At 61.9% G+C, this 14,703-nt stretch carries 15 protein-coding genes; 14 read left to right on the forward strand and 1 reads right to left on the reverse strand.

What is annotated here, in order from left to right:
• Positions 1-11: 11 nt before the first annotated feature.
• The 10 genes from AC0Z4S_RS01550 to AC0Z4S_RS01595 all read left to right on the forward strand — a co-directional run bounded on the left by AC0Z4S_RS01550 (position 12) and on the right by AC0Z4S_RS01595 (position 10,784).
• Positions 12-257, forward strand: a complete 246-nt coding sequence (locus tag AC0Z4S_RS01550) for a 4Fe-4S dicluster domain-containing protein (protein ID WP_007959413.1) — start codon at positions 12-14, stop codon at positions 255-257.
• Positions 258-457: 200 nt separating this feature from the next.
• Positions 458-1,882, forward strand: a complete 1,425-nt coding sequence (locus tag AC0Z4S_RS01555; protein ID WP_485621784.1) for an ABC transporter substrate-binding protein — start codon at positions 458-460, stop codon at positions 1,880-1,882.
• Positions 1,883-2,015: 133 nt separating this feature from the next.
• The gene (locus tag AC0Z4S_RS01560; protein WP_485621785.1) at positions 2,016-2,798 is read left to right on the forward strand and encodes an ABC transporter permease; all 783 of its coding nucleotides are present in this window, start codon (positions 2,016-2,018) and stop codon (positions 2,796-2,798) included.
• Positions 2,798-3,646: an ABC transporter ATP-binding protein gene (locus tag AC0Z4S_RS01565; protein WP_485621786.1), complete on the forward strand. Its 849-nt coding sequence runs from the start codon at positions 2,798-2,800 to the stop codon at positions 3,644-3,646. Before AC0Z4S_RS01560 ends, AC0Z4S_RS01565 begins: the two co-directional genes overlap by 1 nt.
• Positions 3,643-4,605, forward strand: coding sequence for a HEAT repeat domain-containing protein (locus AC0Z4S_RS01570; RefSeq protein ID WP_485621787.1), 963 nt, complete (start codon positions 3,643-3,645; stop codon positions 4,603-4,605). Before AC0Z4S_RS01565 ends, AC0Z4S_RS01570 begins: the two co-directional genes overlap by 4 nt.
• The gene (locus AC0Z4S_RS01575) at positions 4,602-4,907 is read left to right on the forward strand and encodes a DUF971 domain-containing protein (protein WP_485621788.1); all 306 of its coding nucleotides are present in this window, start codon (positions 4,602-4,604) and stop codon (positions 4,905-4,907) included. The genes AC0Z4S_RS01570 and AC0Z4S_RS01575 overlap by 4 nt, the downstream gene beginning before the upstream one ends.
• Positions 4,908-5,054: 147 nt before the next feature.
• Positions 5,055-5,672: a transcriptional repressor LexA gene (lexA, locus tag AC0Z4S_RS01580; protein ID WP_485621789.1), complete on the forward strand. Its 618-nt coding sequence runs from the start codon at positions 5,055-5,057 to the stop codon at positions 5,670-5,672.
• Positions 5,672-6,289, forward strand: coding sequence for a translesion DNA synthesis-associated protein ImuA (gene imuA / locus AC0Z4S_RS01585; RefSeq protein ID WP_485621790.1), 618 nt, complete (start codon positions 5,672-5,674; stop codon positions 6,287-6,289). The genes lexA and imuA overlap by 1 nt, the downstream gene beginning before the upstream one ends.
• A 5-nt stretch (positions 6,290-6,294) precedes the next feature.
• Positions 6,295-7,710 carry a Y-family DNA polymerase gene (locus AC0Z4S_RS01590; protein WP_471879782.1) on the forward strand — a complete coding sequence of 472 codons (1,416 nt, stop codon included), beginning with the start codon at positions 6,295-6,297 and terminating at the stop codon, positions 7,708-7,710.
• Positions 7,707-10,784 (forward strand): error-prone DNA polymerase, encoded by a 3,078-nt coding sequence (locus tag AC0Z4S_RS01595; RefSeq protein WP_485621791.1) that lies wholly within the window; start codon positions 7,707-7,709, stop codon positions 10,782-10,784. Before AC0Z4S_RS01590 ends, AC0Z4S_RS01595 begins: the two co-directional genes overlap by 4 nt.
• A gap of 163 nt (positions 10,785-10,947) precedes the next feature.
• On the opposite strand, the gene AC0Z4S_RS01600 is transcribed toward AC0Z4S_RS01595, so the two are convergent.
• The gene (locus AC0Z4S_RS01600) at positions 10,948-11,427 is read right to left on the reverse strand and encodes a hypothetical protein (RefSeq protein WP_485621792.1); all 480 of its coding nucleotides are present in this window, start codon (positions 11,425-11,427) and stop codon (positions 10,948-10,950) included.
• A gap of 365 nt (positions 11,428-11,792) precedes the next feature.
• Between AC0Z4S_RS01600 and AC0Z4S_RS01605 the strand changes: the two genes are divergently transcribed.
• From AC0Z4S_RS01605 to AC0Z4S_RS01620, 4 genes are all read left to right on the forward strand, one after another.
• Positions 11,793-12,479, forward strand: coding sequence for a CsgG/HfaB family protein (locus AC0Z4S_RS01605; RefSeq protein WP_485621793.1), 687 nt, complete (start codon positions 11,793-11,795; stop codon positions 12,477-12,479).
• 29 nt (positions 12,480-12,508) lie between these two features.
• Positions 12,509-12,877: a DUF4810 domain-containing protein gene (locus AC0Z4S_RS01610; protein WP_485621794.1), complete on the forward strand. Its 369-nt coding sequence runs from the start codon at positions 12,509-12,511 to the stop codon at positions 12,875-12,877.
• Positions 12,874-13,533, forward strand: coding sequence for a DUF799 domain-containing protein (locus AC0Z4S_RS01615; protein ID WP_485621795.1), 660 nt, complete (start codon positions 12,874-12,876; stop codon positions 13,531-13,533). Before AC0Z4S_RS01610 ends, AC0Z4S_RS01615 begins: the two co-directional genes overlap by 4 nt.
• Positions 13,534-13,906: 373 nt before the next feature.
• Positions 13,907-14,596, forward strand: coding sequence for a GntR family transcriptional regulator (locus tag AC0Z4S_RS01620; protein WP_253501189.1), 690 nt, complete (start codon positions 13,907-13,909; stop codon positions 14,594-14,596).
• Positions 14,597-14,703: the final 107 nt, after the last annotated feature.

Below are 14,703 nucleotides of genomic sequence, written 5' to 3' on the forward strand. Positions count from 1 at the left end.
GAGTCCGAACCATGGCTTATCAAGCTCAGGAAATCTTCTTCCGCTCCAACGCCCCGGTCACCGTGGACGAGGACAAATGCATCGCCGAAAAAGGCTGCACCGTGTGTGTCGACGTCTGCCCGATGGACCTGCTGGCGATCAACCCGGCCACGCAAAAGGCCTACATGGCCTTCGATGAATGCTGGTACTGCATGCCGTGCGAGAAGGATTGCCCGACGGGAGCCGTCAAAGTCGAAATCCCTTATCTCCTGCGTTGAACCACGATCCCTGTAGGAGCTGCCGAAGGCTGCGATCTTTTGATCTTGAAAAGCAAAATCGACAGATCGCAGCCTTCGGCAGCTCCTACAGGGGATCTGTGGCAAGCCATTAGCTACCCGGAAAACCCGGACGCTCGATTGACCGAAAACCCCTCGTTTCCCACCGCGCCCTGATCGCGGCGGAGACGAACTCCAAACCAATGATTCGAGGGGAAACACTCATGTTGCGTGCAGCACTCGCCGGTCTGGTACTGGCTTCGTTGACCTTGTCGGCCTCGGCCGAAACCATCCGCATCGCCATCGGCACCCAGGACACCACCATCAACTGCGCCGCCGGCGGGCTGTTGATCCGTGAACTCGGTCTGCTGGAAAAATACCTGCCCCACGACGGCGCCTACAAAGACGCGAAGTACGAGGTGCAGTGGAAGAACTTCACCAGTGGCGCGCCGCTGACCAACGAGATGGTCGCCGGCAAACTCGACTTCGGCGCCATGGCCGATTTCCCTGGTGCGTTCAATGGTGTGGCGTTCGAAACGGCGGGCAAGCACAGCCTGTTGATCAGCGTGCTGTCGGGCAGCATCAAGGGCAGCGGCAACGGCATCGTCGTGCCGAGCGCCTCGGCCGTGCAGAGCCTGAGTGAACTCAAGGGCAAGACCATTTCGGTGCCATTCGCCTCGACGGCCCACGGCATGTTGCTGCGCGCCGTGGCAGAGCAGGGTTGGGATCCGCTCAAGGATGTCAACATCATCGCCCAGCCACCGGAAGTCGCCGGCTCCGCGCTGCAAGCCGGGAAGATCGATGCCCACGCCGATTTCGTGCCGTTCGCCGAACTGTTCCCGAGCCGTGGTTTCGCCCGCAAGATCTACGACGGCGCCCAGGCCAACGCGCCGACCTTCCATGGCGCGCTGGTGGACCAGGCCTATGCGAAGAAGTATCCGGAGATCGTCGTCGCCTACCTGCGCGCCAGCATCGAAGCCAACCAACTGCTCGCCGCAGAGCCGGAGAAGTACAGCGAGCTGATCGCCAAAGTCACCGGAGTCGATGCCGAGGTCAACTACCTGTTCCACGGCCCGCTCGGCGTGCAGACCCGCGACCTGAGCTGGAAGCCGGAATACCGTCAGGCCGTCGGCACCGCCATCGACACGCTGAAGCTGCTGAAGAAAGCCGATCGCGGGCTCGATCTGCATACCTTCATCGACGACCAGTACATCCGCGCCGCCTTCAAGGCGTCGAACCTCGATTACACCGCGCAACTGGCCAACTACGCGCAGACGCCGTTGCCGGGTGTGGATGCAGCGACGGGCAAGGCCATCACCGACGTTAGCCATGTCGCGGAGATCTGGGTGCGCGGTGAGGAAAAAGTCCGTCGTTACGGCTCGGCTGAATCGGCGTTCACCGCCCTGGCGGCGTTGAAGCAGGAGGGCAAGAACATTCGTGCGGTGTATGCGCAGGCCAGTGACAGCGGGATCAAGTTGCTCGCTGAACAGGCCTGGTTTGCCAGCGATGCCAAGGGCCGCCTCAGCGCATTTCTGCTCAAGGGCCAGGCCCAGCAATACGCCACGGCGCAGGGTGGCAAGGTGTTCGATTTCAGCGATGCGACTGCGCAGGTTGTCGCCGTGCGCTAACTCCAAAAAACACTGCATTCCCCCTGTAGGAGCTGCCGAAGGCTGCGATCTTTTGACTTTGTTTTTTAAGATCAAGATCGAAAGATCGCAGCCTTCGGCAGCTCCTACAGGGATCTGGTTGAGAGGAATATTTGTGTATCGATCCTGTTTGCGCTGGATTCCGAGGACCAGCTCCCTGCTGCTCTGCCTGCTCTTCTGGCAACTCGCCGCCAGTCATCACTGGAACCTCGGCCTGGTCACGTTCGCCAACGTGCCGACGCCACTGGCGGTGATCGAAGCCGCGCTGGGCCTGGGCGACTCCGGCAAACTCTGGCAGCACTTGAGCAGCAGTCTCGGTCGCGTCTTTGCCGGCTACCTCGCCGCAATGCTGATCGGCATCGCTCTGGGTCTGGCCATCGGCCGTTCGAAATGGGCCGAAGACATCCTGCTGCCGCCACTGGAAGTCCTCCGCCCGATCCCCGCCGTCGCGTGGATTCCGCTGGCGATCCTGATGTTTCCGTCCTCGGAGTTGTCGATGGTCTTCATCACTTTCACCGGCGCGCTGTTCCCGATCCTGCTCAACACCGTGCACGGCGTCGAAGGCGTCGATCCGCGTCTGATCGCCTCGGCGAAAAGCCTCGGAGCAGGGCACCGGGCGATTCTGCTGGAGGTGATTCTGCCGGGCGCTGCGCCGAGCATCATCACTGGCCTGGCGATCGGCATGGGCACTTCGTGGTTCTGTCTGGTCACTGCGGAAATGATCTCCGGGCAGTTTGGCATCGGTTACTACACCTGGGAGTCCTACACCATTCAGAACTACGCCGACATTGTTGTCGGCATGCTCCTGATCGGGGTGCTGGGCATGGGCAGCAGTTGGCTGATCAAACGCCTGGGCGGCTTGTTCACGCCCTGGCATCGACCGCGAGGCAAAGCTTGATGAGCGTCATGCAAACCCCGGAAGGGCGGATCGACATCCGCCAGTTGTCCATCGTCCTCGGCCAGGGCCGCGAAGCCTTCGAGGCGGTGCAGGGCCTCGACTGCCAGATCGAACCCGGCCAGTTCGTGTGCATTCTCGGCCCGTCCGGTTGCGGCAAGTCGACCTTGCTCGGCGCCCTGGCCGGACACCTGAATGCCTACACCGGCAGCCTGAAAGTCGACGGCAGTGAAGTGGCCGGCCCGTCACCGCAGCGCGGCATGGTGTTCCAGCATCACACGCTGTTCCCGTGGCGCACGGTGCGCGACAACGTCGCCTTCGGCCTGAAGATGCGCGGCATCGGCAAGGCTGAGCGGCATCGCGCCGCTGACGACATTCTCAAGCTGGTTGGGCTCGAAGGCTTTGCCGAGCGCTGGCCCGATCAGCTCTCCGGAGGCATGCAACAACGGGTCGAGATCGCCCGGGTACTGGTCAATCGCCCGCGTCTGTTGCTCATGGACGAGCCGTTCGGTGCGCTGGATGCGCTGACCCGTCTGAACATGCAGGAATTGCTGCTGGACATCTGGACGCGCATCCGCACCACCGTGGTCTTCGTTACCCACGACATCGACGAGGCGCTGTTTCTTGCCGATCGCTTGCTGGTGATGAGCGCGCGACCGGGGCGGATTATCGAAGACTTGCGTCTGGAATTTCCACGCCCGCGCACCAGTGAACTGGTGACCAGCCCCGAGTTCGCCCGCCTCAAACGCCACTGCCTCGACCTGCTGCGCCACGACAACGACCGACCGCTGCCGCGCCTCAATCCGCTCGGTCTGCCTCCTGAAAACCCTTTGCCGCGATTTGCCCTATGACCTCTATTTTTGCTGTGACCGATAACGAAGACATCCTCGCCCTGCAACCGCGCCTGACGGCCGAAGACGCCGGCGTGCGGCGTATTGCGCTGATTGATCTGGCCGATCTGGAGGAGCCGGATGGCTTGCTCTGGCTGGTCGATCGACTACGACAGGATCCCGCTGAGGATGTTCGGGCAGAAGCTGCGCGATTGCTTGAAGCGTGGGAAGACGAAGCGGTCGTGCAAGCCTTGTGCGAAGCGCTGACGGATCCGTCGTCCGTCGTGCAATCGGCGGCGGCGCAAAGCCTGAGTCTGCTCAAGACTGCAGCGGCGGGGCGAGTAATTCTACCGTGGACCGCCCATGCCGACGTCAGTGTGCGCATCGCTGCATTTCGGGCGTTACGAGAATTGCGCTTCGCTGAGGCCGCACCGGCTGCCGTCGCAGCGTTGGAGGATGCCGACGCCAATGTACGTCGCGAAGCGGTGGGCGTGCTCGGCTGGCTCAAACAGCTCGACGCGCTGCCAGCCCTTGCGCGCCTGGCCAGCGACGACCCGGACACCGAAGTGCGTCGCGCCGCCACCGGTGCGCTCGGTCTGGCCAGCGACGCCGAAGTGCTGCCGGCGCTGCGCCAGGCCTTGCACGATCAGGCCTGGCAAGTGCGCGAAGAAGCTGCGACCACGCTGGGCAAGGTCGGCCACAATGACGCCGGCCCGGCTTTGGTCGAAGCGTTGAGCGATGATTATTGGCAAGTGCGCCTGCGCGCCACCCGCAGCCTCGGCCGTTTGCGCTTCACCCCGGCGCTGGACGCGCTGATCGACACCCTCGGCCACCGCATCAGCAACCTGCGCAAGGAAGCCGCACTGGCCCTTGGTGAGTTGAACGATCGCGGCGCCGTGGCCGCGTTGCAGGCGGCGCAGGACGACGGCGACCCGGAAGTGCGCAAAGCCGTGCGCATTGCCTTGAGTCAGTTGCAATGAACCCGCTGTCGGTGGGCAACTCGCAGAGTGCGCGCACGCTACGCCTGAGTTGGCCGGATGGGCGTGAATCGCTGCTCAAGCATGCCGATCTGCGTCGGCAATGCCCGTGCTCGCAATGCCGCGCGTTTCGCCTGCGCGGCGTCACGCCGCTGGTTGATGATCGCCTACGCCTGCTCGAACTCCACCCGCAGGGGTATGGCGTGCAACTGGTGTTCAGCGATGGGCATCAACGCGGGATTTATCCGTGGGAGTATCTGGCACAACTTGGTTCTTCGCCTCTCCCCATTTTTACAGAGACATGAGGATTCTGTAGGAGCTGACGAGTGAAACGAGGCTGCGATCTTTTGACTTTGACTTTGACTTTTAAAAGCAAGATCAAAAGATCGCAGCCTTCGGCAGCTCCTACGCCGACTGGCGGTTCTTGTCAGGAAATTCCTACAGGAGTACAAATGTACTCCATGACAAACCTGACTCCCCGCCGTACCGCCATCCTGACGTTTATCCGCGATCGCATCGCCGAGCACGGTCAGCCCCCAAGCCTCGCTGAAATCAGCGAGGCTTTTGGTTTTGCCTCGCGCAGCGTGGCGCGCAAGCATGTGCTGGCGCTCACCGAAGCCGGTTTCATCGAGGTCAATCCGCATCAGGCCCGGGGCATTCGCCTGGTGGGGCAACCGCCGCGCCCGGAACTGCTGGAAATCCCTGTGCTCGGTCGCGTGGCCGCCGGTGCGCCGATCGGTGCCGATGCCGACATCCACAACCGCCTGCTGCTCGACCCGGCGCTGTTTTCCCGCACCCCGGATTACATGCTGCGGGTGCAGGGTGACTCGATGATCGAAGATGGCATTCTCGATGGCGATCTGGTCGGGGTGCGGCGCAATCCCGAAGCTCTGAACGGCCAGATTGTCGTTGCGCGTCTGGACGGTGATGTGACCATCAAGCGCTTCGAGCGGGTCGGTGAAGAAGTGCGCCTGTTGCCACGCAATCCGGCGTATCAGCCGATTGTCGTGCGTGATGATCAGGATCTGGCCATCGAAGGCGTGTTCTGTGGTCTGGTGAGGCAAGGCTGATGGGCGCCGTCGTTGCGTTGGATACGCTGTTCAATGGTGGCCAGGTCTGGCGCGGCCGGCCTGCGCCACCGGCGGCGAGCCCGCAGCCGACCGGGCACGCGGCACTGGACGCGGCCCTGCCCAGCGGCGGCTGGCCGGAAGCGGCGCTGAGCGAAATCCTCCTAGCCGGTCCCGGTGTCGGTGAACTGCAACTGGTCTGGCCGGCCTTGGCACGGTTGTCGGCGGCGGGCGAACGCATCGTGCTGGTGGCACCGCCATTTGTGCCGTATCCGCAGGCCTGGGCCAATGCCGGGGTCGATCTGCGCCAGTTGTCAGTGATTCAGGCCAGCGAACGCGATGCGTTGTGGGCGGCGGAGCAGTGCTTGCGCTCGGGCAGTTGCGGCGCAGTGCTGTGCTGGCCGAACAAGGCCGATGACCGTGCGCTGCGGCGTTTGCAGGTGGCGGCGGAAACCGGCCAGACCCTGGCCTTTGCCTGGCGCCCGTTGAGCGAAGCGGTCAACCCGTCACCAGCAGCGTTACGGATTGCCATCGATGCCAGACCGGCGCAGCTACGCGTGCTCAAGTGCCGTGGCGGGCTGGCGCGTGCGGCGCCGATTGCCTTTGCTGTGGGGCACTGATCGTCATGCGCTGGGTATGTATTCTGTTTCCACAATTGGCCCTCGACGCCGTGCTGCGTCAGCGGCCCGACCCTGAAGAACCGCTGGTGCTGCTCAGCGGCCCGGCCCAGCGCCGGGTGCTGCAAGCGGTGAATCCGGCGGCGCGCAAACTCGGTCTGCGTCCGGGCATGTCGATGACCGCTGCGCAAGCCATGAGCAAAGGCTTTGCCACCGCCGATTATGAAGTGGCAGAGGTCGAGCACTGGCAGCAGTTTCTTGCTGCGTGGGCCTATCGCTTCAGTGCTCAGGTCAGCGTGCATTACCCGCGCACCGTGGTGTTCGAGATCGAATCGAGCCTCGGTCTGTTCGGTACTTGGCCGCAATTTGAAGCTCGCCTGCGCCAGGAATTGCAAGACCTGGGTTTTCGCCACCGCATCGTTGCCGCGCCGAACCCGGTGGCGGCGCGAGTGCTGGCCAACGCCTACGATGGCCTGGTGGTGCCGGACGGCGAAGCCTTGCAGCATCACCTCGGGCAATTGCCGGTCGACCGTGTCGGCCTGGAACCCAATGTCGCTACGGCGTTGTCGCGCATGGGCCTGCGCAATCTCAGTCAGGTGCAAAGCCTGCCACGCCAGGCACTGGCCCGGCGCTTCGAGGCGCAGATGCTCAAACACCTCGACACGCTGTTCGGCGCACGCCCTCTGGCGCTGGCGTTCTATCTGCCGCCAGACCGCTTCGATATCCGCATCGAACTGAATTTCGACGTGCAATCGCATCAGGCCTTGCTGTTCCCGTTACGACGCCTGACCGGCGATTTGTCGGCGTTCCTCTGCGGGCGCGACAGCGGTGTGCAGCGCTTCGATCTGCATTTGGAACACGCCGGGCTGGCGGACACGGTGATCAAGGTCGGCCTGCTCAGTGCCGAGCGTGATGCGGCGATGCTTTTTGAGTTGGCCCGTGGGCGCCTTGAGCAAGTACAGGTCGAGGCGCCGGTGCGTGGTTTTCGCTTGCGCGCCGAAGACCTGCCGAGTTTCGTTCCGCAGTATCAGGAACTGTTCGACGACCGCCCGCAGCAGACCTTGCCCTGGGAACAATTGCGCGAACGCCTGCGCGCACGGCTGGGCGATGACGCGGTGCAGGGGTTGCGTTTCCAGGCCGATCACCGCCCAGAATGTGCATGGCAGAGCGGGGTCGACAAACAGCCTTGTACAGGGTTGCCCAGTGTCCAGCGACCGGGCTGGCTGCTCAACGAACCACAAAGCGTGGCGGAAGGTTCGGCGCGGATTCTCATGGGACCGGAGCGTATCGAATCCGGTTGGTGGGACGGTGGCGATGTACGGCGTGATTACTACCTGATCCAGAACCGCGCCGGTCAGCAGGGCTGGGCCTGGCGCGCAGTAGGTGAGGGCGGTCCGTTGTGGCTGCAGGGCTGGTTCGCATGAACGCGAGATATGCCGAACTGCATTGCCTGTCGAACTTCAGCTTCCAGCGTGGGGCTTCCAGCGCCCTTGAGCTGTTTCAGCGAGCGAAAAAGCACGGTTATCAAGCGCTGGCGATCACCGATGAATGCACCCTGGCGGGGATCGTTCGTGCCTGGCAAGCGGCGAAGTCTGTGGAGTTGCCGCTGATCATCGGCAGCGAAATTCGCATCGACAACGGCCCGAAACTGGTGCTGCTGGTGGAAAACCTTGCCGGTTATCAGGCCCTGTGCGGCTTGATCACTCAGGCTCGGCGGCGTACGCAAAAAGGCCAGTATCAGGTGCTTCGTGAAGACTTCGCCGAAGCGCTGCCGGGTTTGCTGGTGCTGTGGGTGCCGGATTCAGTGGATGATCGCGAAGAGGGGCGCTGGCTGAAACAGACCTTCGGCGAACGCCTTTGGCTGGCGGTTCAGCTGCATCGCGGGCAGAACGATCAGCAGCGGTTGGCGGCATTGTTGGCTCTGGCGGCTGAGCTGCAGATTCCAGCGCTGGCCAGCGGCGATGTGCACATGCACGCCCGAGGTCGCCGTGCCTTGCAGGACACCATGACCGCGATCCGTCATCACGTCCCCGTGGCTGAAGCGGGTCTGCGCCTGCACCCCAATGGCGAGCGGCATTTGCGCTGCCTCGATGAGTTGCGCGAACTGTACCCGCCGGCCTTGCTCGATGAATCGGTCAAACTGGCCCGTCGTTGTACCTTTGATTTGAGCGAGTTGCGCTATCAGTACCCGAAAGAGCTGGTGCCCGAGGGCCACAGCGCCAGTTCCTGGTTGCGGCACCTGACCAAGCAAGGCATCGCCTGGCGCTGGGAAAAAGGCGCGCCCTTCAAAGTGCTCAGACAGATCAATAAAGAACTGAAGCTGATCGCCGAACTCGGTTACGAAAGCTACTTCCTCACCGTGCACGACGTGGTGCGCTTCGCCCGCACGCAGAACATCCTCTGTCAGGGCCGCGGTTCGGCAGCCAACTCGGCGGTGTGTTTTGCCTTGGGTATCACCGAGATCGACCCGGATCGCACCACGTTGCTGTTCGAGCGCTTCATGTCCAAGGAACGCAACGAGCCGCCGGACATCGACGTCGATTTCGAGCACGAGCGTCGCGAGGAAGTCCTGCAATATGTTTTCAACCGTTACGGCCGGCGGCGTGCGGCGCTGACGGCGGTGGTCAGCACCTACCACGCCACCGGTGCCGTGCGCGATGTTGCCAAGGCCCTCGGCCTGCCGCCGGATCAGATCAATGCCTTGGCCGATTGCTGCGGCCGCTGGAGTGATGAAACGCCGCCGCTGGATCGCTTGCGCGAAGGCGGCTTCGACCCGGACAGCCCGGTACTGCGTCGGGTGCTGAGCCTGACCGGGCAACTGATCGGCTTTCCCCGGCACCTGTCGCAGCATCCCGGCGGTTTCGTGATTTCCGAGCAGCCGCTGGACACCCTGGTGCCGGTCGAAAACGCGGCGATGGTCGACCGTACGATCATTCAATGGGACAAGGACGACCTCGATGCGGTCGGCCTGCTCAAGGTGGATATCCTCGCCTTGGGCATGCTCAGTGCGATCCGTCGTTGTTTCGACCTGCTGCGCCGGCATCGCGAACTGGATCTGACGCTCGCGACGATCCCGCCCGAAGACAAACCGACCTACGCAATGATCAGCCGCGCCGATACCGTCGGCGTGTTCCAGATCGAGTCGCGCGCGCAGATGTCGATGCTGCCGCGCCTGAAACCTGCAACGTTCTACGATCTGGTCATTGAAGTAGCGATCGTCCGGCCCGGGCCGATTCAGGGCGGCATGGTTCATCCGTATCTGCGCCGGCGTAATAAGGAAGAGGCAGAAACCTATCCATCGCCAGCGCTCGAAGTCGTGCTGAAAAGAACCCTGGGCGTGCCATTGTTCCAGGAGCAAGTCATGCAGATCGCCATCGTCGCGGCCGATTACAGCCCCGGCGAGGCCGATCAGCTGCGCCGCTCCATGGCCGCGTGGAAACGCCATGGCGGGCTGGAGCCGCACAAGGAGCGCCTCGCCGCCGGCATGAAAAAAAACGGCTACACCCCGGAATTCGCCGCGCAGATCTTCGAGCAGATCAAGGGTTTCGGCAGTTACGGCTTTCCCGAATCCCACGCCGCCAGTTTCGCTTTGCTGACCTACGCCAGTTGCTGGCTCAAGTGTCATGAGCCGGCGGCGTTCGCCTGTGCGCTGATCAACAGTTGGCCGATGGGCTTCTACAGTCCGGACCAGATTCTGCAGGACGCACGCCGGCACCAACTGCAGATCCGCCCGGTGGACGTGCGGGCCAGCGATTGGGATTGCAGCCTCGAACCGCTGAATGCCGGACAACCGGCGATTCGCATGGGCCTGCGCATGATCAAAGGCTTTCGCGAAGAAGACGCCCGACGCATCGAAGTTGCGCGCCGACACGGAACGTTTGCCGATGTCGCTGATCTGGGCGAGCGGGCGTCCCTGGACAGCCGTGCGCAGGCGTTATTAGCGGACTCCGGCGCCTTGCGCGGTCTGGCCGGGCACCGCCATCGTGCGCGCTGGGAAGTGGCGGGGGTGCAGAAACAACTTGGCCTGTTCGCCGGCCTGCCCAATGAAGAAGAAGTCAAAATCGTCCTGCCAAAACCCAGCGTCGGCGAAGATCTGCACGCCGATTACGCGACGGTGGGCACCACATTGGGGCCGCACCCGCTGGCGTTGTTGCGTGGCGAATTGCAGGCGCGGCGTTGCCGCAGTTCGCGGGAGTTGCTGGATATTGAACATGGTCGGCCGGTGAGCGTGGCCGGGCTGGTCACCGGACGGCAACGCCCCGGCACGGCCAGCGGCGTGACGTTCGTGACGCTGGAAGACGAGTTCGGTAACGTCAACGTGGTGGTCTGGCGTGATCTGGCCGAGCGCCAGCGACAAGTGCTGGTCGGCTCGCAATTGCTCAAGGTCGACGGCCGCTGGGAGCGCGAAGGCGAGGTACGCCATCTGATCGCCGGACGCATGAGCGACCTCAGCCCACTGCTCAACGGCATTCACGTGCAGAGCCGGGATTTTCAGTGATTCCTTCCTCAAGCCAAACCCCTGTAGGAGTGAGCCTGCTCGCGATAGCGATCTGTCTGTCACGACAGGTGTCGATTGACTCACTACCACCGTGCGCAGGCTCACGCCTCCATCGGCTTGGGCCGGTAACTACCTTCGGCACCTCCTACAGGATCATCAGCGGTCACAGGGTGAAATTATCCCGCCCTACGATAGAAAAGCTGCCCGACTTGATAATTGCACTGGCGGAACCCGGTCCATTGGATTCGAAGGAGAAGCTGCCTTCATAGAGTTCTCGTTCGTGATCAAAGGACAGGCTGATCGAGCCGCTGTCCGCGTTGTAAGTCTGAAACAAGGTGTCAGCGCCATCGGCCCGCATTTTCCACCATGTGGCAGAGAACTTCCCCTCCTTGATGGCATGGGTGCCACTGCCCATGTCGGAATTGAATACCATCTCAATGCCTCTGATGACGGTGTTTTCTTGTTCATCTTCAATTGTCTGAACGGCGCTGAGGGTCAGGCGCAGTTTTTTATCGGTGGTGTAGTAGTCGAAGGCGAAGTTGAGGCCATCGGCATTGAAGGCCGGTTCACCTGTTACATCAGCGCAGACTGTACCGGATGAAGGATTGGTTCGGGTTTGTGGGAGAAAATGTTCCGTCAGCATGTGCAGCTCCTTGGCAACGGGGTGCCATTTATACGAATCGGGTCCAGCAACGCCTCCCCAACCTATGCCGGCAATTGCCGGTCGTAAACTGTCAAACCTGACAGTTGACAACCCCGTCCGATCGTTTCCGCGCTCTGCATGGAGTCGCCTCCCGTGACGCTCCGCGTCACAGCTGACGCGCAACGTCCGTGTCTGCATTCCCACGCAGAGCGAGGGAACGATCAAGTCCGGAGCAGCCAGTTAATTGGCGTCAAAAAAGCCTGTCGCGAATGATGGCACTTTGTCATAATGCCGCCCCTTTTCAGCTCCCGAGCGCCTTGCCGTGCCGGGACACCCCCGTTTTTCAAAAGGAATACTCAGTGAGAATGATCTCCCGAATGCTGGTCTCAGGCGTTGCGATTGCCGTGCTTGGTACCCTTGCCACGACACTGGCCGGTTGCGCCACCGAAAGCTCCCGCCCGCTGCCGGTGGCCAAGGTTGAAAGCGCCACTCAGGTCTGGACCGGCGTTCGTGTGCCAATGGCCGTGGGCAAGTTCGACAACCGCTCCAGCTACATGCGCGGGATATTCTCCGATGGCGTCGATCGTCTCGGCGGCCAGGCCAAGACCATCCTCATCACCCACTTGCAGCAGACCAACCGTTTCAGCGTGCTGGATCGCGACAACATGGGCGAGATCCAGCAGGAAGCCGCGATCAAGGGCCAGGCCCAGCGTCTGAAAGGTGCTGATTACGTGGTCACCGGTGACGTCACCGAATTCGGCCGCAAAGAGACCGGCGATCACCAGTTGTTTGGCATTCTCGGCCGTGGCAAGACCCAGGTCGCCTACGCCAAGGTCAACCTGAACATCGTCAACATCAGCACTTCGGAAGTGGTGTATTCGACTCAGGGCGCCGGCGAATACGCCTTGTCCAACCGCGAAATCATCGGCTTTGGCGGCACTGCTGCCTACGATTCGACCCTCAACGGCAAAGTACTGGATCTGGCCATGCGCGAGGCGATCAATCGTCTGGTCGATGGCATGAACGCCGGTGCCTGGAAACCGGGCAACTGATCGACGCCCATTGCAAGGAGCTACAACCCATGAATCTGACTTTGTCGCGCTCGTTGATGGCGCTGACCCTGGCCGCCAGCGCTTTGCTGGCCGGTTGTGCCGGCCCGCAAACCCTTTACCAGTGGGAAGGCTACGAGCCCCAGGTGTACGAATACTTCAAAGGCGAAGAGCCGAAAGAAGCCCAGGCCGAAGCGCTGGAGCGTGACCTGCAGAAAATCCGTTCCACCGGCAAGTCCGTACCGCCGGGTTACCACGCGCACCTTGGCTTGCTCTATCTGAGCATGGGCAAGGACGATCAGATGGTGCAGCAGTTCAATACCGAGAAAACCTTGTTCCCCGAGTCCGGCACATACATGGACTTTTTGCTCAAGAACGCCAAGACCGGAGTCGCGAAATGATCGCGCGTACCTTCAAGCTGCTCACCGCCGGTCTGGCCCTGACCGTGCTGGCTGGCTGTGTCGCCCCCAAGACTGTGGATTACTCGGCCTATAAGCAGGCGCGACCGAAGACCATTCTGGTGCTGCCACCGCTGAACACCTCGCCGGATGTGAAGGCGTCCTACAGTCTGCTGTCGCAAGTGACGTTCCCGCTGGCCGAAGCCGGTTACTACGTGCTGCCAATCACCCTGGTGGACGAAACCTTCCGCCAGAACGGCCTGACAACCCCGGACGACATCCATCAGGCCCCGCCAGGCAAACTGAAGGAAATCTTCGGTGCGGACGCAGCGCTGTACATCACCGTGACCGAATACGGCACGCGTTACATGGTGATCAGCAGCGAAACTGCGGTGACCGCGACGGCGAAACTGGTCGACCTTAAAACCGGTACCGCGTTGTGGACCGGTACCGCGCGGGCGTCGAGCGAAGAGGGCGGCAACAACGGCGGTGGCGGTCTGATCGGCATGCTGATCACGGCGGCGGTGAAGCAGGTTATCAACAGCGCCACCGATGCCGGCTACCCGATTGCTGGCGTGGCGAGCAATCGTCTGCTCTCGGCCGGGCATCCGGCGGGCCTGCTGTACGGCCCGCGTTCGCCGAAGTACGGCACCGACTGAGATAACACCATAAATCCCTGTGGGAGCGAGCCTGCTCGCGAAAGCTTTCTCTCAGTCAACATCACCGTTGAATGACACACCGCTTTCGCGAGCAGGCTCGCTCCCACAGGGGGACGCGTCGCTCTGTCGGTTTATCTGGCGCAAAGCCAGATCCGTTCGCTACTGCCCACGCTCGCAACGAGTGGGTCGGCAGATAATCCAACATCTCGCCAAAACGACCTCCCGCAACTGGTCGATGTTCAGCGCCATCACCCGCCGGTATGCAATATATAAATGCAATTTGGACATGCCCGGATTAATCTGCGTCTGCCACTCTTTTTCCATGGCCAGCCATTGCCAAGAGCTGGCTGCCCGATGCTGAAGGAGTGTTCGAATGCCCGAAAAGAAACTGGAAACCACGGTCGACCGCGTCTACCAAGGGGTGTACGCGGCGATCAGCAAGCGTTCGTTGCGTCCCGGCATGAAGCTGGGTGAAGCTTCGTTGGCCGAGCTGTTCAATGTCAGTCGCACGTCAGTGCGCGCTGCGCTCAAGCAATTGGAGGCCGATGGCCTGGTGACCACCGAGCCCAACAAAGGTGCATCGGTGTCGCTGCCCAGTGACGAAGAGATCCGTTCGCTGTTCGAAACCCGGCGACTGATCGAGATCGGTATCGTTACCGAACTGTGCCGGCGCAAGGACACCGTTGCGCTGCAAAGTCTGCGCGAACACCTGTTGCTGGAAGATGCCGCCCATGCCGCGGGCGATCACGAACGCTTGATCCATCTGCTCGGCGAGTTCCACATCAAACTGGCGCGCAGCCTGAACAATCCGGTGCTGCTCGACTGGTTCCAGAAGCTGATCTCCCGCGCTTCGTTGTACGCCGCCGCGCTGGACGACGACAGTCACCAGGCCTGCCGTGATGATGAACACCTGCGTTTGCTCGAGTTCATCGAGGCGGGTAATCAGAGCGCCGCCATCGAGCTGACCTGCACGCACCTCAACGGCATCGAGAAGGCGATTCTCGACGTCGCTGCGAAAATGAAAACCGGTTACCACCCGCTCAAACACTTGATTGGCATCTGAATCGGTGCGCGTTGGAAATCGGCTATACCTCTAATGAAACCAATGCGCTCTCAGGCGCTCGAAACACACGGGCGTCGCGTCGCTCAAGCGTGCGATTGATCGGAAAA

It is taken from the genome of Pseudomonas sp. 1L-B-1-E-C1, assembly GCF_057291835.1.

Coding starts and splice junctions, on each gene's coding strand:
- AC0Z4S_RS01590 (WP_471879782.1), top strand. CDS start 6,295: ATGCGCTGGGTATGTATTCTGTTTCCACAATTGGCCCTCGACGCCGTG.
- AC0Z4S_RS01600 (WP_485621792.1), bottom strand. CDS start 11,427: ATGCTGACGGAACATTTTCTCCCACAAACCCGAACCAATCCTTCATCC.
- AC0Z4S_RS01550 (WP_007959413.1), top strand. CDS start 12: ATGGCTTATCAAGCTCAGGAAATCTTCTTCCGCTCCAACGCCCCGGTC.
- AC0Z4S_RS01565 (WP_485621786.1), top strand. CDS start 2,798: ATGAGCGTCATGCAAACCCCGGAAGGGCGGATCGACATCCGCCAGTTG.
- AC0Z4S_RS01570 (WP_485621787.1), top strand. CDS start 3,643: ATGACCTCTATTTTTGCTGTGACCGATAACGAAGACATCCTCGCCCTG.
- AC0Z4S_RS01610 (WP_485621794.1), top strand. CDS start 12,509: ATGAATCTGACTTTGTCGCGCTCGTTGATGGCGCTGACCCTGGCCGCC.
- AC0Z4S_RS01555 (WP_485621784.1), top strand. CDS start 458: ATGATTCGAGGGGAAACACTCATGTTGCGTGCAGCACTCGCCGGTCTG.
- AC0Z4S_RS01575 (WP_485621788.1), top strand. CDS start 4,602: ATGAACCCGCTGTCGGTGGGCAACTCGCAGAGTGCGCGCACGCTACGC.
- AC0Z4S_RS01615 (WP_485621795.1), top strand. CDS start 12,874: ATGATCGCGCGTACCTTCAAGCTGCTCACCGCCGGTCTGGCCCTGACC.
- AC0Z4S_RS01595 (WP_485621791.1), top strand. CDS start 7,707: ATGAACGCGAGATATGCCGAACTGCATTGCCTGTCGAACTTCAGCTTC.
- AC0Z4S_RS01605 (WP_485621793.1), top strand. CDS start 11,793: ATGATCTCCCGAATGCTGGTCTCAGGCGTTGCGATTGCCGTGCTTGGT.
- AC0Z4S_RS01620 (WP_253501189.1), top strand. CDS start 13,907: ATGCCCGAAAAGAAACTGGAAACCACGGTCGACCGCGTCTACCAAGGG.
- imuA (WP_485621790.1), top strand. CDS start 5,672: ATGGGCGCCGTCGTTGCGTTGGATACGCTGTTCAATGGTGGCCAGGTC.
- lexA (WP_485621789.1), top strand. CDS start 5,055: ATGTACTCCATGACAAACCTGACTCCCCGCCGTACCGCCATCCTGACG.